Source organism: Actinomycetospora chiangmaiensis DSM 45062 (genome assembly GCF_000379625.1).
Lineage (GTDB): Bacteria > Actinomycetota > Actinomycetes > Mycobacteriales > Pseudonocardiaceae > Actinomycetospora > Actinomycetospora chiangmaiensis.
Genome location: NZ_KB903217.1, coordinates 354,912 through 373,450, shown reverse-complemented (window position 1 = coordinate 373,450; position 18,539 = coordinate 354,912). Strand labels below are relative to the sequence as shown.

Genomic DNA, 18,539 nt, shown 5'->3' with positions numbered 1-18,539 from the left:
TCCGGACGCAGGCCGAGGGGATCCGTGCTTACGGACCAGCAGATGCGCCCGAGTAGCCCAGCGTTGAAGGTGGAACAGAATCAGGCCGAGAGCGAGGAGCGGGCCCGGCCCGCCGGCATCCGCACGACGTTCGGGTCGCCCGCGTGACGCGGACGGGCACCGGCCGGGGTGAGTCGGCGGTGCACGAGCAGGTCGATCTCGGTCGGGTAGGGCAGCCCACCCTCCGGCGAGCTCTGCCAGGCGGCGAGCCCGGCGATCGCAGCGCCGGTGGCGGCGGCGCGGCCGTCGGCGGCGGGCACGGGCAGGTGGAGCAACGGCACGCCGACGGCGACCGCACAGCGGGCGGCGGCGAGCGCCGCCTCCGACCCGCCCCGGACGACGACGCCCGCGGGCGGCTCGCCCGCGACGAGCGCGTCGAGGCGGACGACGAGGCGGGCGGCCTCCTCGGCCCACCCCTCGGCGGGTCCGTCCAGGATGAGGAGGCGGCCGGCGGGGGCGTCGAGGTCGTCGAGCGCGGCGTCCACACCGAGGGGATCGGGACCGGTGGCGACGAGGACCGGGCGGACCGGTTCGTCGGAGGCCCCCGGACGGCCCAGCGGCGCGAGCGCCCGGGCGTCCTCCTCGGACGCGACGATGATCAGCAGTTCGGCCCTGTCCGGAATGAGATCCGGGTCAAGGTGCTCACCGAGAGTCATGGGCACCTCCCCGCTCTGATCCGCGCTACCCACGAGAACAGCACACACCACATCGTCTCAGCCCGACAGACGAGTGCCGCAGGAATACCGCTTGGGCGCAATCGGATACACGCACGGTCACCGGTTCGGCCGCGATCACACGGAGACCACAGCGTGATCCGAGTGAGTTACACGCGTGTCGTTGCAGACCGCGTGCTCCGTTCGGGAGGCCGGAGGGTGCCTGATCGGCCGCTCGACGGCCCGGTGTATCGTCACCGTCGAAGCAGGCGAGTGTAGTTCAGTGGTAGAACATCAGCTTCCCAAGCTGAGAATGCGGGTTCGATTCCCGTCACTCGCTCCACGAGGAACTGCGCAGGTCAGCGGCCCGTCGTCCGGCATCCGGAGGCGGGCCATCGTCGTCCGTGCCAGGGTCGGCGGGTGACCGCCCTGGACCCGGAACTCGCCGTCGGGATCGAGAAGCTCGAGGCCGACGGATGGCTGCCGATCACCCGGCAGACCCCCGACGAGGCCCGTCGGAACTACCGCGAGCTCGCCCTGTTGCGACGGGGCGCCGACGACCTGCCGGTGGCCTCCGTCCACGACGACGTCGTCACCGACGCGGTGACCGGGACCGACGTCGTCGTCCGGGTGTACGCGCCGGAGACCCCCTCCGACGTCACCGTCGTCTGGTTGCACGGCGGCGGATGGGTCCTCGGCGACCTCGACACCGCCGACGCGGCCGCCCGCCGGGTCTGCCGGCACCTCGGGGCCCGCGTGGTGTCCGTCGACTACCGGCTGGCCCCCGAGCACCCGCACCCCATCCCGCTGCAGGACGCCCACACGGCACTGCGGTGGGCGGCCACCCACGTCGGGGGACGGCTCGTCGTCGGCGGGGACTCCGCCGGCGCCGGCCTCGCCGCCGGGCTCGCGCTGCTCGCCCGGGACTGGGGCCCGCGCCTCGACGGCCAGCTGCTCCTCTACCCCGGGATCGATCCGACGCTGTCCTCCCCCAGCGTCGTCGAGAACGCCGACGGGCCCTTCCTGACGGCGGACGACATGCGCTGGTTCTACGACCGCTACCTGCCCGACCCGGCCACGCACTCCGACCCCTCCGTCAACCTCGGCGAGGCCGCCCGGCTCGGCGAGCTCACCGATCTCGCGCCCGCCGTGGTCGCGGTGGCGCAGCTCGACCCGCTGCACGACGAGGGGGTCGCCCACGCCGAGGCGATGGCAGCGGCCGGTGTGCCGGTGCGCCTGCTGCGGGGCGAGAGCCTCGTGCACGGCTACTTCGGGCTGGCCTCCGTGTCCGCGGCCGCGCGCCGGGAGGGCGACCGGGCGCTCGACGCGCTCCTCGAGCTCCTGGGCTGAGGGGATCCTGAGGGCGCTGCGCCGGACGCCGGGGACAGGCACCCGGACGCGCCCGACCACGACGAGAAGCACGATCGACTCGCCGGGAGGTCGCCCGCGGACCGCTCGCCGTCCGCTCGGCCGTCCGACCGTTCGCCGCCGGACGGTGCGGACCGCTCGACCGCGTGGCGACGGCCGGTCGGCGTCGCGGACACGACCCGTCCGGGGCGCGGGACCGCCGGTCGCGCACGTATGTCGGACGCGTTCGCCGTCGGGAGGCGTCCCGGACGTCACAGACGCCACCCGCTCCCCACGCACCGCCACCGCACCGCTATGTTCCGGCGGTCCAGATCACGACGAGGTCACGGCATCACGCCGATGCCACCGCTCCCCAGCGACCTCGTCGTGTCGATCCCTGCGGCGAAGGGTGAACACGTGGCGAGACACGGGTCTCCGGTCTCCGGTCATCGGGCTACCCGCCCCGGCCTCGGCTACACACCCGCGTTCGCCGCTCCGGCGCCGATGCGGCCACTCGCCTCGCGCGTGACGGTCTGGAACCCCGCGCCGGCACCCGCCCGCCCGCGCCCGGCTCGCGGCCTCTCGAGCGCGACCTCCGGCAAGATCCTCGTCGCGGCGGTCGCCGCCGGCGCCGTCGTGCCCGCGGTCCAGGCGTTCGACACCTCGCACACCGCCGACGCGGACCCCGGCACCGCGCAGCTCTCCGCGGCGCAGATGGCCCTGGCCACGCAGCAGGGCCCGACGGCCCGGCCCGCCGCCACCGCGACGTCGGCGATCAGCGACGTCACCACCGTGGCGATGTCCATCGCCGACCTCGACGCCGCCGCGAAGACCGCCGACTCCGGCCCGAACGACCTGCAGAAGGCGATGACGGTGGCCCGGGAGAACGGGCCGGTGGAGTTCGGCCGCCCCTACGCCGCCGGCAACGACGACACCCTCAACGGCCAGATCGCGAAGGCGCTCGGGCTCATGGGGCTGCCGCAGAAGCTGGCCCCGGGCGTCAAGCAGATCATCATGCGGGAGTCCACGGGCAACCCCCGCGCCATCAACAACTGGGACTCGAACGCCGCGGCCGGGACCCCGTCGAAGGGCCTCATGCAGCTCATCGACACGACCTTCCGCAACGCGGTCCTGCCGTCGCTGGCCGACAAGGGCATCTACGACCCGGTCGCCAACATCACCGCTGGCGTGCGCACGATGATCGCCAACCACGGTCTCGACGCGGTGGTGGGCGGCGGCCTGCGCAGCTCCTCGGGCAGTTACATCGGCTACGGCGGGGCGAAGCTCCCCGACGACGGGCTGGGTCGCGCGGGGTAGTCCCGTGAGCTTCGGCGCGGTGTCGCCGAGGGCCACGGGGGTAGACCGGTTGCATGAGCGAACGAGTGTGGCTGGTGACCGGTGCTTCCCGCGGACTCGGGCGCGCGCTGGTCGAGGAGTGCCTCGAGGCGGGTGACACCGTCGTGGCGACCGCCCGGAAGGCGTCCTCGTTGGACGACCTGCGCGGCGCCCACGGTGACCGGCTCGTGGCGAAGGACCTGGACGTCACCGACCGGGACGCCACGTTCCGTGTGGTCCGTGAGGCCGCCGAGCAGGTCGGGCGGATCGACGTGCTGGTGGCCAACGCCGGCTACGGCCTGGGCGGCGGCGTCGAGGAGGTCTCCGAGGCCGAGGCGCGCGACCAGATCGAGGTGAACCTCTTCGGCGCGCTGTGGTCGATCCAGGCCGTGCTGCCGACGATGCGGGCGCAGGGCTCCGGGCACATCCTCCCGATCTCCTCCGTGGGCGGGGTCGGCGCGTTCCCCAACACCGGGCTCTACCACGCGACCAAGTGGGGCCTGGAGGGGTTGAGCGAGTCGCTGGCGCAGGAGGTCGCCGGCTTCGGGGTGCACGTCACGATCATCGAGCCCGGCCCCTTCCGCACCGACTGGAACGGCGGGTCGATGGTGCGGGCGGAGCCGATGTCCGCGTACGACGAGGCCCTCGGCGCCCGTCGCGAGGCGATGGACGGCCGCGGCGCGTTCACGCAGCCCGGCGACCCCCGCCGCGCCGCCGAGGCCATGCGGCAGGTCGTCGCCTCCGAGGAGCCGCCGCTGCGCCTGCTGCTCGGCAACGCCGCCGCCGACCTCGCGCCGAAGCTCTGGCAGCAGCGCATCGACGAGGCGGCCCGATGGGAGCAGGTCGCCCGCGGCGCGGACTTCCCCGAGGGCGAGTAGCGAGGCCCGACGGCCCTGCCGGCGTGAGGGGAACCCTGACGCCGGTAGAACGCTCGGATCCTCCCCTCACGGTCGGACCTGCACGATCGCGAGGGGAGGATCCGGCCGCTCTTGTGGCACGAGGGTTCCCCTCGCGCCGAGCGAGGCAGGCGGTCAGCCGCCCGCCTGCGGACCCTTCTGCAGGACCGGGCGCAGGGTGTCGAGCACGGTCGCGTCGTCGATGGTCGAGGGCACCATGGCGTCCTGGCCGTCGGCGATCTGACGCATCGTCTTGCGCAGCACCTTGCCGGAGCGGGTCTTCGGCAGGGCCGGGACCACGGCGACGTTCTTGAACGACGCGACGGCGCCGACCTCGCTGCGGACCAGGGCGACGAGCTCCGGCGCGATCTCGTCCTCGCCCCGGGTCACGCCCGCCTTAAGCACGACGAACCCGCGCGGGACCTGGCCCTTCATCGCGTCGTGCACGCCGATGACCGCGCACTCGGCGACGTCCGGGTGGCCGGCGAGGACCTCCTCCATGGAGCCCGTCGACAGGCGGTGCCCGGCGACGTTGATGACGTCGTCGGTGCGGCCCATGACGAACACGTAGCCGTCGGAGTCGACGTACCCGCCGTCACCGGTCAGGTAGTAGCCCTCGTAGCGGGACATGTACGACTCGCGGAAGCGCTCGTCGTCCTGCCAGAGCGTCTGCAGGCAGCCCGGGGGCATGGGCAGCTTGAGGACGATCGCGCCCTCCTCCCCGCGCGGCAGCTCCGTGCCGTCGACGTCGAGCACGTCGACCTGGTAGCCCGGGCACGGCACCGACGGCGACCCGGCCTTGAGCTCCATCGGCTCGAGCCCGCGCAGGTTCGCCGCGATCGGCCAGCCGGTCTCGGTCTGCCACCAGTGGTCGACGACAGGGACGCCCAGCGTCTCCGAGGCCCACGTCCAGGTCTCCGGGTCGAGCCGCTCACCGGCGAGGAACAGGGTCTGCAGGGAGGAGATGTCGTAGTCGCGCAGGAGGACGGCGTCGGGGTCCTCCTTCTTGATCCCGCGGAACGCCGTCGGTGCGGTGAACAGCGCCTTGACCCGGTGGTCCTGGATCACGCGCCAGAACGCCCCCGCGTCGGGGGTGCCGATCGGCTTGCCCTCGTAGAGCACCGTCGTCGCCCCGGTGAGCAGCGGCGCGTAGACGATGTAGGAGTGGCCGACGACCCACCCGACGTCGGAGGCGGTGAACATGACCTCGCCCGGCCCGACGTCGTAGATGGCCGGCAACGACCACCGCAGCGCCACCGCGTGCCCGCCGTTGTCGCGCTGCACGCCCTTGGGCTTGCCGGTGGTCCCCGAGGTGTAGAGGACGTAGAGCGGGTCCGTCGCGGCGACCGGCACGCACTCGGTGGGCTCGGCGTCGGCCATCGCCTCGGCCCAGTCGACGTCCCGGTCGGTCATGGGCGCCTCGTACTGCGGGCGCTGGAGCACGATCGAGCGCCCCGGGTCGTGCTCGGCGAGCTCGATGGCGCGATCGAGCAGCGGCTTGTACTCGACGACCCGCTTGCCCTCGATGCCGCACGAGGCGGACACGATGGCCGAGGGCTTCGCGTCGTCGATGCGCACCGCGAGCTCGCGGGCGGCGAACCCGCCGAACACCACGCTGTGCACCGCGCCGAGCCGCGCGCAGGCCAGCATCGCGATCGCGGCCTCGGGGACCATCGGCATGTAGATGATCACTCGGTCGCCCTTGCCGACACCGACCGACCGGAGCACCCCGGCGAACCGCGCGACCAGGTCGCGCAGCTCGGCGTAGGTGAACCGGGCCTGGCTGTCGGTCACGGGCGAGTCGTGGATCAGCGCCACCTGGTCGCCCCGCCCGGCGTCGACGTGCCGGTCGAGCGCGTTGTGGCACGTGTTCAGCTCGCCGCCGACGAACCACGGCGAGAACGGCAGCGCCGACGCGTCCATGATCGTCGTGGGCTCGGTGTACCAGTCGATGAGTGAGGCGGCCTCGCGCCAGAAGCCGTCGGGGTCGGTCATGCTGCGGTCGTAGGCCTGCCGGTACTCGCCACTCATGGGCGCGAGATTGCCACGGGACGTGACGTGGCGCACCCGTCAGACAGGGCGTGCTCAGCCCTTGATGCGACGCCCCGCCGCGCGGGCGGCCGTCAGGATCTCCGCCGGGTCGACGCGGACCGGCACCCGGTCGGCGAGCACCGGGTCCCCCGCGACCCACACGTCGCGCACCGAGCGCGACCCGGCCGACCACACGAGGTTCGAGACCAGCTGGGCCGGGTCGTCGGGGTCGACGAACGCCGGGTCGTCGAGGTCGACGTGCACGACGTCGGCCCACGCGCCCGGGCGCAGCCGGCCGAGGTCGTCGCGGCCCAGCGCGTCGGCACCACCCGCCGTCGCGAGCATGAGCACGTCTGCGGCGGTCAGCGCGGTCGCGTCCGCGTGCCGCTGCCGGGCGAACAGCGAGGCGAGGCGCTGCTCCTCCCACAGGTCGAGGTCGTCGTTGGAGGCGGGCGAGTCGGTCCCGAGCCCGACCCGCAGACCCGCCGTCAGCATCTCCCCGACCCGCGCCACCCCCGCGGCGAGCTTCGCGTTCGACCCGGGGCAGTGCGCCACCGCCACGTCGTGCCGGGCGAAGATCTCCAGGTCCTGGTCGGACATCTGGATGGAGTGCGCCGCGAGCACCCGGCCGCCGAGGCTGCCCGTCGTCTCCAGCATCACGGGCACCGAGCCGTAGACCGCGCGGACCTCGTCGTCCTCCCCGACCGCCTCCGCGACGTGGATGTGCAGCAGCGCCCCCCGTTCGCGGGCCGCCGCCGCCGTCGTCGCGACCGCCTCCGCCGAGAGCGTGTAGGCCGAGTGCGCGCCGTACCCGAGCTCGACCCGCTCGCCGGGCCCGAAGCGGAGACCGTCGGCGTCGATCCAGGTCGAGATGCCGTCGCGCATCTGCTCCCACGTGCCGAGCCGGTCCATCCCGGGCGCGGTGATGATGCCCGGCGTCATCACGACGCGGGAGCCGAGCTCGAGCACCGCGTCGACGACCGTGTCGGCCCAGAAGTACATCTCGGTCGAGGTGGTGACGCCGTGGCGCAGCATCTCCGCGCCGCCCGCCAGCATGCCCGTCCGGACGTCCGCGGCGTCCAGGCGCGCCTCCGCCGGCCAGACCACCTCGGTGAGCCAGCGCATCAGCGGCAGGTCCCCGCCCATCCCCCGCAGCAGGGCGAGCGGGGTGTGCGCGTGCGTGTTGACCAGGCCCGGCATGAGCAGGCCGGTGCAGTGCGTCGTCGGCGCGTCGGTCGCCGGGGCGTCCGCCGCCGGTCCGACGAAGGTGATGCGCCCGTCGTCGTCGACGTCGACGACCGCGTCCCGCAGCGGGACGGGCGTCCCCTCGCAGGTCAGCACGAGCGGGGCGGAGAGACGGCGCGCGGTCATGCGACCAGTCTGATCAGCGCGCCGCGAGGGTGCACAGAAGGGTCAGCTGCCGGCGCATCATCACCAGGTCGCCCCAGGCCAGCCCCTTCCCGACGACGGGGTGGGTCCCGTCGAGCACGACGGTCGCGGTCAGCCGCGAGCCGGCCGGATCGTCGTGCACGGCGTAGGTGACGGCGAACTCGCCGACGGGCCCGCTCGTGGTCCGGCGGCGGATCGTCAGGTGCTGCCCGGGGACGAACGAGTCGACGACGAAGACGATGAGCAGCCGCTGCCCCACGCGCAGGTCCTCCGCGCCCGCAGTCAGCGTGCGGGGGCTCGTGCGCCCGAGGTTGTCGACCAGGTCGTAGCTGTACGGCGCGACCGTGAGCTGGCACAGCCAGCGCCACAGCGTGGCCGGGTCGGCCGTGCTCGTGGCGCCGCGGGTCCAGCGGCCGGTGGGGTGCGCGACGAGGTCGTCGGCGGGCGTGCGCCGGGCGCGCTCGGCCGCCGTCGTCCCCCAGTGCTCGGGCAGGTCACGCAACCGTCCTCCCTGGCCGACGATGCGGCGTTCCTGCCACTGGATGACAACAACGACGCTTCGCTGCCACGGCGGGGAGCTACCGGTCGAGCAGCGACCGCAGCGACCGGAGCGGCTGCAGCCATGCCCCACCGGGGGGCAGCGTGTCGAGGCTGACGCGCGGCAGGGGCTCGCGGAACACGCCCTCGATGTCCTCGAGGTCGAGGAAGCCGACGACCTCGGAGGCCACCGCGAACGCGGCGTACTCGCGGAACCCGATCACGGTGACGCGGATGCCCTGCTCGACGAGGGCCTCGAGCGGCTCGCGGAAGGCCCGCCCGTCGCCGGAGGCCACCACCACGTGCTCGAGGCCGCCCTCGGCGTTGCGGGCGGCGATGTGGGCGAGCATGTCGTCGTCGACGTCCGAGTCCTCGGCCGTCTTCGGCTTGGCGAAGACGGCGAACCCGACGTTGCGCAGCGCCTCGACCCAGGGCCGCACGATCTCGGTGGAGCCGGGGACGACGTTGGTGAACACCGTCGCCTCGGCCAGGCCCTCCGGCCCGGCGAGCCCGAGCAGCCAGCGGCCGACCGCGTCGAAGCGGGGACGGAAGGCCGACGTCGGGCGCGCACCCAGCAGCGAACCGAGGCTCATGTCCATGTTCGGGGCGTCCCAGACCAGCAGCGTCCGGGCGGGCGGGGCGGGGACGTCGGCCTCGACGTCGTCCGGGTGGCTCCCACCGGCCAGCGTCACCGGGCCCGGCGCGTGCGCGAGATCGGCCGGGGAGGGCGCGGGGGAGGGGGACACGTTGTCGACTCTAACGGCCCGCCGCCGACGCGTCCGTCGCGTTCCCCCGTCGCTGCGCTCGGTGCGCGACCGCATCACGCCGGGTCCCCCTGCCCCGGTCGAGCTCCGCTCCGCTGCGTCTCCGCCTGCCCCGGTCGAGCTCCGCTCCGCTGCGTCTCCGCCTGCCCCGGTCGAGCTCCGCTCCGCTGCGTCTCCGCCGACCGCACCAGCAGCAGATCACGGCTGGGTCGGCCCTCACGCTCGGCGCGGGTCTCGAACTTCGTCAGTGGCCGCCAGTCGGGTCGCGGGGCGAACCCGCCGTGGGGGTTCTCGAGCGTGGGCTCGCCGTCGGTGACCTCGAGCATCCACTCGGCGTAGTCGGCGACGTCGGTCGCGAGGTGCAGGGTGGCGCCGGGGCGCAGCCGGGAGGCCATGAGGGCGACGGTGGCCGGCTGGATCAGGCGGCGCTTGTGGTGCCGGCGCTTCGGCCAGGGGTCGGGGTAGTAGACGCGCAGGTTGTCCAGCGAGTCGGGCGCGACGTGGTCGCGCAGCACGACCACCGCATCTCCGCGCAGGAGCCGCAGGTTCGTGAGCTCCGCGGCCTCGATGCGCATGAGCAGCTGGGCGAGCCCGGGCGGGTAGACCTCGACGGCGACGTGGTCCGCGTCGGGCTCGGCCGCCGCGAGCGCCGCCGTCGTCTCCCCCATGCCGGAGCCGATCTCGAGGCGCAGCGGCGCGGACCGCCCGAACCAGCGCGCGGCGTCGAGGTGCCCGGCGGCGTCGAGGACGTCGCCGAGATCGGCGAGCTCCCGCCCGTACTGCGGCCAGGCGCGGTCCCACGCCCGTTGCTGCCCGGGCGTGATCCGGCCGCCGCGGTCGGCGAAGCTGACGATCCCACGGCGTGGATCGAGCCCCGTGACGTCTCCTGCTGGCACGGGGTCGATCCTCACATCGGGCACGGACGGACGGAGCGGCGGGAGCACCCCGCGACGAGGAGCGTCAGGAACCGCCGGACTCGAGGGCCTGGGTCTTGCCGGGGTCCCGGGGCTGCCGGCGACCGCCGCCACCGCGCAGGTTGGCCGCCATCTGCTGCACCCGGTTGTTGTTCCGGATGCGGGCGAGGATCGCGAGCGTGGCCACGTGCAGGATGCCGAGGAAGACCAGCATCGAGCCGATCTTGGTGACGACGTACTGCACGGTCCCGGCGACCTCGAACGGGTCCCACGTCGACATGAGCGCGATGAAGCCGACCGCGACCAGGTAGTACGCGACCGTGAGCAGCCGGCTCACCGACTGGGCCGCGTCGCGGTCGTCGAACACCTCGCGCAGGAACCCGAGCCCCGAACGCTGCAGGACCAGGCCGACGACGACGGCCATCACGGTGCCGACGGCGACGACGAGCAGGTAGGTGCCGGTATCGGCGCTGGAGGCCACGGCGGAGCCCTTCCGTCACGATACCCGGGACGCCCCCGGGGTCGGGCTCCAGCATCCCCGTGATCCCGATCGGGCGAAACCCGACGCGCGCGTGATCCCGGGACGGATGTGGCTGGTGAGGTCGTCGGAACCGGCCCCACGGGCCGGTCGGGCTGCCTACTCTGCGCCGTGTGGAGCGGTGGGCGGAGGACACGGCACGGCGGTGCCGGGCGGTGGCGCCGGGGGTCGCGCTGCCCGTCGCCGACGCGCTGGACACGGTGGCGGCACGCGCCGTCGCCACGCCGGCGATCGTGGTGACGGGGCCGGTGTCGTCGGGGAAGTCGACGCTGGTCAACGCCCTGGTCGGACGGCGGGTGGCGCCCACCGGGGCGGGCGAGTGCACCCGGCTGACCGCCCGCTACGTCCGCGGCCCGGTCGACCGTCTCGACGTGGTGCTCGCCGACGGCACGCGACGCCCGCTGCCGCTGGCCGAGGGCGGCCGGGTGCCCGCGGCGGTCGGGGACCGGCTCGGGGTCGACCCGGCCGATGTCGACCACCTGCTGGTCTCGTTGACCAGCGAGGCCCTCGACGGGTTGACGGTGGTCGACACCCCCGGCGCGGGGTCCGCCCGACGGCCCCGCGGCCCGGCCCGCGGGGCGGCCGACGCCGCCGAGGCCGCCCTCGTGGTGCTACCTGCGGCCGCGCGGCCCGCAGACGTCGCGGGCCTCGCCGACGCCGCCCGCCACGGGCCGGCAGGCGTCGTGGCGGTGCTGGGCCGCGCGGACACGGTGGGCACCGGGGCGGAGGCGGCCGCGGCGGCCGACGCGCTGTCCCGGCGGCTCGGGGCGCAGGTGGGGGCGGTGACACCCGTCGTCGGGCTGCTGGCCGAGACGGCGCTGACCGGGGCGCTGGTGACCGCCGACGTCGCCGCCCTCCGCGCGCTCGCCGCCGATCCGGGCACCGATGCCGCGCTCGCCGACCCGGACCTGTTCACCTCGGCACCGTCGGTGGTGGACCCCGCGACCCGGTCGCGCCTGCTCGACCTGCTCGACCGCCGCGGGACCGGACTCGCCGTCGCCCTGCTGGGGGAGTGTCCCGACGCCGGGGTCGGCGAGGTGTGCGCCGCGCTGCTCGCCGCGTCGGGCCTGGACCGGGTGGTCGACCGACTGCGCGCCGAGGTGCGCGGCCGGAGCGACCTGTTGGCGAGCGTCGCCGCGGAACGCCGGGTCGCGGCCCTCGCCGAGGCCGAGCGCCTGGCCGTGCGGGCGGACCGCCGGCGGGGGACGGCCGGGAGCGACGACCGCGACCTCGTCCGTCTCACCGACCTGCTGGAGGACCTGCGGGCCCGGCCCCTCCACGTCGACGTCGCGCTGGTGGAGGCGGCCGCCCGGCACGCCAGTGGCGCCCTCCCCCTGCCCGACGACCTCGCCGCCGACCTGGCGCTGCTCGCGGCCCCCGCGCCCGACCTCGCCCGGCGTCTCGGACTCGGCGGTCCGGGCGAGCTCGCCGGGCACGCCGCCCGTCGCGCCGCGGCCTGGCGGGGCTACGCGAACTGGGGCACGCCGCCGGTCCGCGCCGAGGTCGCCGGGACCGTCCACCGGGGCTGGGCGCGCCTCTGGGGCGAGCTGACGCGGTGACCGCGAGCTGGGCCTCGCTGCCCGAGGAGGTCTCGGCGGCACGCCGCGAGCTGGCCGGGGTCCTCGCCGCGGCAGGGGCCCCGACGCCGGGTCCGCCCGCCGCCGGCGTCCCGACGCCGGGTCCGCCCGCCGCCGGCGTCCGGCCCGCGGTCGCCCTCGTGGGCGCCCCGGGACGGGGACGGCGGGCGCTCGCGGCGGCGCTGGTCGACCTCGGGCCCGGCACGCTCGGCCGCGGGGTCGGGCGGCTGGACGCCGACCACGTCCCCGTCCCGCTGCTCGAGGAGCTCGACCTGCTCCTGACCGCCCGCGCCCGGGACGGCACCTGGTCCCCGGGCCCGGCCTCCGCCCTGCTCGTGGTCGCGGGGGCGGGCGCGCCGCTCGACCGCGACGAGCTCGACCGGCTCGCCGTCGCGGCGGGCGCGGTGGAGACCGTGGTGTTCGCGCTGGTCGGCACCGAGGCGCACCGCGGCTGGCGCACCGTGCTGGACGCCGACCGCGAGCTGGTCGCCGAACACGTGCCCCGGCTGGCCGGCGCCCCCTGGTTCCCGGTGTCCCCGGTGCTGGCCGCGGCGGCGCGCGGGACGGGGACCGGGGGCGAGGCGCTGCGACGGCGTGCCGGGGTCGCCCCGCTCCAGCAGGCCCTGTACCGCCTCGTGGCCCGGCGACGGCGGATGCTGGACGAGGCCAACGCGCTGCGGGCCGCGCTGACCGCGGTGCGTCTCCTTGCCGGCCCCGCCGATCGGCCCCGTCGTCGACCGCCGATCCCGGAGGCGGCCCGGCGCCGGGAGCACCACGTCCGGTGGCGGGCGGAGATCGCCGCGGCGCGGGTCGCGGTCGTCGACGACCTGGGGCGCCGGGTGCGGGCCCTCGCCACGACCCACCGGGACCGGATCGACCGGGCGTCCCGCCGGGAGCTCGACGGCGTGGCGGCCGACGTGGCCCGCGACCTGGAGGCGGTCGCGGCCGAGGTGGTGGCGGCCCTCGGGGAGCGCCTGCGCGGCCTCGTCGTCGGGACCCTCGCGGACCTGCTGCCGCCGGACGACCTCGCCGCGCTGCGCATCCCGGCGCCGCGCCCGCGCGCGGACCTCCCGGCGACCGCGCCGCGGCCCACCGACCGCATGCTCGTCGTGGCGGGGGCGACCGGTGGGCTGGGCCTGTCCCGGCTGGCCCTGCTGCCCCTGCTCGCGGTCCCGGTCGCGCCCGTCGTCGGGGCCGCGCTGGTCCCGGTGTCCGTGGGGATCGGGCTGGGCGCGGCCGGCTGGCTGGCCCGCGTCCGCCGCCGAGCAGCTGACCGGGCGCACACCCGAGCGTGGCTCGTCGAGGCCCTCGGGCAGGCGCGGGTCGACCTCGAGCGGGTCCTCTCCGAGGCGCTGATCGTCGCCGACCGTGAGATCACCCTCGCTCTCGACCGGGCCCTCGACGAGCACGGCCGCCGGCTCGACGACGAGGCGGCCCTGGCGGGCCCGGGCGAGCACGGCCGCCGGGACCGGGCCCGGGCGGCCGCACGCCGGGCGGAGGCGGTGCTCGACCGCGTCGCGGCGGCGCTCGCCGCGGACGGGTTCCCCCGAACCACCACCACGGCGGCGGGCGCCGACCTACCGTCGGGGCCATGACCGAGGACGAGGCCGCCCCCGAGCCCGCGGTGTTCCCCCACCCGCCGGCCGTCCCCGCGCTCGCCACCGGGGACCTGCTGCCCGGCGCGCCGGTCCTCGGCCCGCCGACGGTCGACTCCGACGCGGACGGGCTCGCCGACACCACGCTCGCGAGCTGGGGGGACGGGCTGGTGCTGGCCACTGACCTCGATCACGACGGCCACGCCGACGTGGTCACCCATGTGGGGCCCGCCGGGATCGTCACCGGCCGCCACGGCGAGGGCGGGGTGGAGGTGGCGGAACGGGCGTGGGGTGCGCCGCCCCCGCCCGCGCCGTCGATCGACCCGCGCACCGGGGCGTGGGTGCGCGGGTAGGGCGAGCGGAGCGACGGGGGACGGACGGCTGACGTCGGACCGGGCCGCTACCGTCGCGGCGTGCCGACCGAGCCCCTCGTGCGCGCCGGCGCGCGCCCCGTCGACCCGGACTTCCTCGCCCTCCCGCTGCGTGCGATCGCCGACGCCGCGCTGCAGGTGGCCCGCGACGGCGGCGCCGAGCACGCCGACGTCCGGGTGCACCGCCTGCGCAGCCGCGCGGTCGAGCTGCGGGACGCCCGGGTGGTGAGCTCGTCGGACAGCGACCGCGTGGGCCTCGCGGTGCGGGTGCTGCGCCGCGGGGTGTGGGGGTTCGCCGCCCACGTCGACGTCACCGCGAGCACCGCCGCCGCGACGGCCCGCCGGGCCCTGGAGGTCGCGACCACACTGGCCACGGTCGCCCGGGAGTCCGTCGAGCTGGCCCCCGAGCCGGTGTACCCCGACGTCACGTGGGTCTCGGAGTACGAGCTCGACCCGTTCGACGTCCCGGAGGGCGACCGGATCGGGCTGCTCGCCCAGCGCTCGGGCACGCTGCTGGCCGCGCCCGGTGTCGACCACGTCGAGGCCAGTTGCCTCGAGGTCAAGGAACAGACGTTCTACGCCGACCTCGCGGGCACGGTGACCACCCAGCAGCGGGTCCGGATCGACCCCGGGGTGAGCGTCACCGCGGTCGACCGCGACGCCGGCGCGTTCGAGTCGCTGCGCACCGTGGCCCCGCCGGTGGGCCGCGGGTGGGAGTACCTCACCGGCACCGGGTGGGACTGGGACGCCGAGCTCGCCGAGCTCCCCGGCCTGCTCGCCGAGAAGCTGCGGGCGCCGAGCGTGCAGGCCGGGGCCACCGACCTCGTCATCGACCCGACGAACCTGTGGCTCGTGGTCCACGAGTCGATCGGGCACGCCACGGAGTACGACCGCGCGATCGGCTACGAGGCCAACTACGCCGGGACCAGCTTCGCCACGCCCGACCTGCTCGGCACGCTGCGCTACGGCAGCGAGGTCCTGCAGGTCACCGGGGACCGGACGGTGCCGCACGGGCTCGCGTCGGTCGGCTGGGACGACGACGGGGTGGCGACGGGCGAGTTCGACCTCGTCCGCGACGGCGTCCTCGTCGGCTACCAGGTGGACCGCTCCTTCGCGCCCCGCCTGGGCCTCGACCGCTCCAACGGCTGCGCCTACGCCGACTCCGCCGAGCACGTCCCGTTGCAGCGGATGGCCAACGTGTCGATCGCACCGGCCGCGTCCGACGTCACCACCGCCGACCTGATCGCCGGGGTGGACGACGGGATCTACGTGGTGGGCGACCGGTCCTGGTCGATCGACATGCAGCGCTACAACTTCCAGTTCACCGGCCAGCGCTTCTACCGGATCCGGGACGGCGCCCTGGCCGGGCAGGTCCGCGACGTCGCCTACCAGGCGACCACCACCGACTTCTGGGGCGCGCTGGAGGCCGTCGGCGGCCCGTCGACCTGGCGGCTCGGCGGCGCGTTCACCTGCGGGAAGGCCCAGCCCGGGCAGGTCGCGCCGGTCAGCCACGGCTGTCCGTCGGCGCTGTTCCGGGGCGTCAACGTGCTGAACACGTCCAGCGAGGGGGCCCGGTGAGCCTGGTCGAGCGGGCCCTGGAGACGGCGGGCCGCATCCGTCCCGACGCGGGTGTCGCGGTGATCCTGCGCGAGACCAGCGAGGTCGTGCTGCGCTGGGCGAACTCCACCATGACGACGAACGGGGCGACCACCGACCGCACCCTCGGCCTCGTGCTGCTCGTCCCCCTCGCGGGCGGCGGCACCGGCGCGGGCGTGGTCCGGGTGTCGGCGCCCGACTCGCTGCTCGCGGGCGGCGCGGAGGCCGACGCCCGGCTCGCCGACGCGGTCCGGGCCGCCGTCCGGGCGGCGGAGGACTCCGGCGCCTCCCGGGACGCCGCGGAACTGCCGCCGCCGACCGGTCCGGCCGACGCCTTCGACGACCCGGCGGCCGAGACCTCGATCGGGGTGTTCGGTGACCTCGCCGCCGCCCTCGGCGACTCGTTCGCGACCGACCGCAGCGCCGGCTTCGCCGACCACCACGTCACCACCACGTGGCTCGCCACCTCCGCCGGGGTGCGGCGGCGCTGGACCGAGCCCGCGGGAGCGGTCGAGGTCAACCTCAAGGACCCGTCGTCGGGAAGCTCGGTGTGGGGCGGGACGTCGACCCGCGACTTCGCCGACGTCGACCTCCCCGCGATCCTCGGCGACCTGCGTGGGCGCCTGGCCTGGGGACGTCGGCGGATCGCCCTCGACGCCGGGCATTACGAGACGATCCTGCCGCCCTCGGCGGTCGGCGACTTCATGATCTACCTGGCGTGGTCCATGGGTGGGCGGCCCGCGCAGGAGGGCCGCAGCGCGCTGTCGCGGGCCGGCGGCACCCGGGTCGGCGAGCGGCTGACCGACCTGCCGCTGACGCTGGCGGGCGACCCGGACGCCCCGGGCTTCCCGACGCTGCGCTACGAACCGGTGCTCGCCACGACGTCCTCCGGCGACGAGGTGTCCGTGTTCGACAACGGCGCGAGCACCCGGCGCGTGGAGTGGCTGCGCGGGGGCGCCGTCGGCGAGCTGGCCTACCCGCGGGCGGCGGCGGCGGAGTACGGCGCCCGGTTCGCGCCGCCGTCGGACAACCTGCTGCTCACGGGCGGGTCGGACGCGTCGCTGTCCGACCTCGTGGCGGGCACGCGCCGCGGCCTGCTGCTGACCTGCCTCTGGTACATGCGCGAGGTCGACCCGGAGACGATGCTGCTGACCGGGCTGACCCGGGACGGCGTGTACCTCGTCGAGGACGGGGAGGTGGTGGGCGAGGTGAACAACTTCCGGTTCAACGAGTCGCCCCTCGACCTCGTCCGGCGCACGACGGAGGCCGGTGCGACCGCGCTGACCCTCCCCCGCGAGTGGAAGGACTGGTTCACCCGCGTGGCCATGCCGCCGCTGCGGATCCCGGACTTCAACATGTCGTCGGTGTCGCAGGCGAGCTAGCTGCGGGGCGCGATCACCCGGATCAGCCCGGGTGGGTCGCCGAGCCCCTCGGTGACCGGCCCCTCGAGCACCGCGCCGTCGGGGGCGAAGCGCGACCCGTGGAGCGGGCAGTCCCAGCTCGCGGCCGCGTCGTTCCACGCGAGGATGCCGCCGAGGTGCGGGCACACCGCGCCGACCTCGTGCTCGACCCCGCCGACCCGACAGCGGCCGACCTTGCCGCGGGCGGTGGTCTCGACGCGCCCCTCCCCCTCGGCGAGAGGCCTGCCCGACGGCAGGTCGGGCCTGGCCCAGCCCGTCGCGAGGTAGCGGGCGACCTGCCCGTTGGCGCGGGCCAGCTGCGGCACCGACCGCAGCTCGGGCGCGCGATCGGCGGCGAAGGTCGGCGCCCAGGGGTTGTCGCGCCCGGCGACGTGGTCGGCCAGCGCGAGGCCGGCCGCGGTGCCGCCGGTCATGCCCCACTTCGCGAAACCCGTCGCGACGAGCACCCGCGGCTGCAGCGGCATCGGCCCCACGAACGGCAGCCCGTCCTCCGGCTCGTAGTCCTGGGCGGACCACCGGTGGGTGATCTCCGCGACGGGCCAGCGCCGCGCGCTCCACGCCGCGAGGTCGCGCTCGTGCTGCGCCATCGGCGTGTCGGTCCCGACGCGGTGCCCGAACCCGCCGGTCTGCAGCAGGCGCTCGCCGTCGACGACGACGGAGCGGATCGAGACCGTCGGCGAGTCCGCCGAGAGGTACATGCCGCGGGGCAGCGTGTCCGCGTCGCGCACCCGCATCGCCTGGGCGTAGGAGCGGGCCGGCTCCACCCGGGCGAAGTAGAGGCCGCGGTCGAGCACGGGGACGCCGGTCGCCAGTACCACGCGCTCGGCGACGACCCGTCCCTGCTCGGTCCGCAGCTCCGGGGCCGCGCCGAACGACGCCCCCAGCGACACCGAGCGCACGCGGGTCCGCTCGAACACCGCCGCGCCGGCCTCGACGAGTTCGCGCGCGAGGTCGTGCAGGTAGGGCACCGGGTCGAACTGCGCCTGGTCGTCCAGCACGACGGCCTCGGAGACCGCGAACGGCAGGTCGAGCTCGGCGTCGAGCCGGGCCGGCAGGCCCGCGGCACGCAGGGCGTCCGCCTCGGCCCGGACCGCGCGGGCGCCCGCCGAGTCCCGACCCGCCGTCGAGAAGGTGACGGCGGGAGCACGCTCGAAGCCGCACTCGACGCCCTCGGCCCGGGCGGCGAGCCAGTCGAGGCCGGCGCGGTGGGCCGTGACGTAGGCGTCGACGACCTCCTGCGGGTGGCGCTGCGCGAGGGTCGAGGCCCGGGTGCCCTGCAGCACCGACACCTTCGCCGTCGTGTTGCCGCTGGCCACCGCGCCGAGGTGGCGGGCCTCCAAGATGGCGACCGAACACCCCGCCCGCTGCAGCGCGACCGCGGTGGTGAGGCCGGTGATGCCGCCGCCGACGACGGCCACGTCGACGCGGAGGTCACCGCGCAGGGCGGGGTGGGAGGGGAGGTCGCGGTCGAGCCAGACCGACCGGTGACGGGCGGGGAGTGCAGGCGGGGTGGGCACGCGGAGGAGTAGCCGCTGG

The 18,539-nt window shown here is 75.7% G+C and carries 16 protein-coding genes and 1 tRNA gene; 9 read left to right on the top strand and 8 right to left on the bottom strand.

Annotated features, from left to right (window positions below; all coding sequences use genetic code 11):
* Nucleotides 1–80: 80 nt before the first annotated feature.
* Entirely contained in the window at nucleotides 81–695 is a 615-nt protein-coding gene (locus A3CO_RS0101850; protein WP_018330530.1) for a hypothetical protein, read from the bottom strand.
* 266 nt (nucleotides 696–961) lie between these two features.
* On the opposite strand from A3CO_RS0101850, the gene A3CO_RS0101845 reads away from it, so the two are divergent.
* From A3CO_RS0101845 to A3CO_RS0101830, 4 genes are all read left to right on the top strand, one after another.
* Nucleotides 962–1,035 (top strand) — tRNA-Gly (locus tag A3CO_RS0101845).
* A gap of 77 nt (nucleotides 1,036–1,112) precedes the next feature.
* Complete coding sequence (locus A3CO_RS0101840) at nucleotides 1,113–2,042, top strand: alpha/beta hydrolase (RefSeq protein ID WP_018330529.1); 930 nt, start codon at nucleotides 1,113–1,115, stop codon at nucleotides 2,040–2,042.
* A gap of 522 nt (nucleotides 2,043–2,564) precedes the next feature.
* Complete coding sequence (locus A3CO_RS35195; protein ID WP_018330528.1) at nucleotides 2,565–3,356, top strand: transglycosylase SLT domain-containing protein; 792 nt, start codon at nucleotides 2,565–2,567, stop codon at nucleotides 3,354–3,356.
* A 53-nt stretch (nucleotides 3,357–3,409) separates the two neighbouring features.
* Nucleotides 3,410–4,252 carry an oxidoreductase gene (locus A3CO_RS0101830; RefSeq protein WP_026204191.1) on the top strand — a complete coding sequence of 281 codons (843 nt, stop codon included), beginning with the start codon at nucleotides 3,410–3,412 and terminating at the stop codon, nucleotides 4,250–4,252.
* 153 nt (nucleotides 4,253–4,405) lie between these two features.
* Here A3CO_RS0101830 and A3CO_RS0101825 read toward each other — a convergent pair whose 3' ends face one another.
* The 6 genes from A3CO_RS0101825 to A3CO_RS0101800 all read right to left on the bottom strand — a co-directional run bounded on the left by A3CO_RS0101825 (nucleotide 4,406) and on the right by A3CO_RS0101800 (nucleotide 10,386).
* Entirely contained in the window at nucleotides 4,406–6,301 is a 1,896-nt protein-coding gene (locus A3CO_RS0101825; protein ID WP_018330526.1) for a propionyl-CoA synthetase, read from the bottom strand.
* A gap of 54 nt (nucleotides 6,302–6,355) precedes the next feature.
* Nucleotides 6,356–7,672 carry an amidohydrolase family protein gene (locus A3CO_RS0101820; protein ID WP_018330525.1) on the bottom strand — a complete coding sequence of 439 codons (1,317 nt, stop codon included), beginning with the start codon at nucleotides 7,670–7,672 and terminating at the stop codon, nucleotides 6,356–6,358.
* Between the two features lie 13 nt (nucleotides 7,673–7,685).
* Nucleotides 7,686–8,192, bottom strand: a complete 507-nt coding sequence (locus tag A3CO_RS0101815) for a hypothetical protein (protein WP_018330524.1) — start codon at nucleotides 8,190–8,192, stop codon at nucleotides 7,686–7,688.
* 76 nt (nucleotides 8,193–8,268) lie between these two features.
* Nucleotides 8,269–8,973, bottom strand: a complete 705-nt coding sequence (locus A3CO_RS0101810; protein WP_018330523.1) for an NYN domain-containing protein — start codon at nucleotides 8,971–8,973, stop codon at nucleotides 8,269–8,271.
* Nucleotides 8,974–9,047: 74 nt separating this feature from the next.
* Nucleotides 9,048–9,887, bottom strand: coding sequence for a tRNA (guanosine(46)-N7)-methyltransferase TrmB (trmB, locus tag A3CO_RS29585; protein ID WP_157646928.1), 840 nt, complete (start codon nucleotides 9,885–9,887; stop codon nucleotides 9,048–9,050).
* A gap of 64 nt (nucleotides 9,888–9,951) precedes the next feature.
* Entirely contained in the window at nucleotides 9,952–10,386 is a 435-nt protein-coding gene (locus A3CO_RS0101800; RefSeq protein WP_018330521.1) for a hypothetical protein, read from the bottom strand.
* Between the two features lie 170 nt (nucleotides 10,387–10,556).
* On the opposite strand from A3CO_RS0101800, the gene A3CO_RS29580 reads away from it, so the two are divergent.
* From A3CO_RS29580 to A3CO_RS0101775, 5 genes are read left to right on the top strand one after another with little or no spacing between them, the layout of a single operon-like run.
* Complete coding sequence (locus A3CO_RS29580; protein ID WP_051085795.1) at nucleotides 10,557–12,002, top strand: dynamin family protein; 1,446 nt, start codon at nucleotides 10,557–10,559, stop codon at nucleotides 12,000–12,002.
* Nucleotides 11,999–13,615 (top strand): hypothetical protein, encoded by a 1,617-nt coding sequence (locus A3CO_RS29575; RefSeq protein WP_018330519.1) that lies wholly within the window; start codon nucleotides 11,999–12,001, stop codon nucleotides 13,613–13,615. The genes A3CO_RS29580 and A3CO_RS29575 overlap by 4 nt, the downstream gene beginning before the upstream one ends.
* A complete protein-coding gene (locus tag A3CO_RS29570; RefSeq protein ID WP_018330518.1) occupies nucleotides 13,612–13,968 on the top strand; it encodes a DUF6802 family protein in 357 nt (118 codons plus the stop codon). Before A3CO_RS29575 ends, A3CO_RS29570 begins: the two co-directional genes overlap by 4 nt.
* Nucleotides 13,969–14,028: 60 nt before the next feature.
* Nucleotides 14,029–15,564 (top strand): TldD/PmbA family protein, encoded by a 1,536-nt coding sequence (locus A3CO_RS0101780; protein ID WP_018330517.1) that lies wholly within the window; start codon nucleotides 14,029–14,031, stop codon nucleotides 15,562–15,564.
* On the top strand, nucleotides 15,561–16,964 hold the full coding sequence (locus A3CO_RS0101775) for a metallopeptidase TldD-related protein (protein ID WP_018330516.1): 1,404 nt from the start codon (nucleotides 15,561–15,563) through the stop codon (nucleotides 16,962–16,964). Before A3CO_RS0101780 ends, A3CO_RS0101775 begins: the two co-directional genes overlap by 4 nt.
* On the opposite strand, the gene A3CO_RS29565 is transcribed toward A3CO_RS0101775, so the two are convergent.
* Complete coding sequence (locus A3CO_RS29565; protein WP_211214367.1) at nucleotides 16,961–18,520, bottom strand: FAD-dependent oxidoreductase; 1,560 nt, start codon at nucleotides 18,518–18,520, stop codon at nucleotides 16,961–16,963. The genes A3CO_RS0101775 and A3CO_RS29565 overlap by 4 nt on opposite strands.
* Nucleotides 18,521–18,539 lie beyond the last annotated feature (19 nt).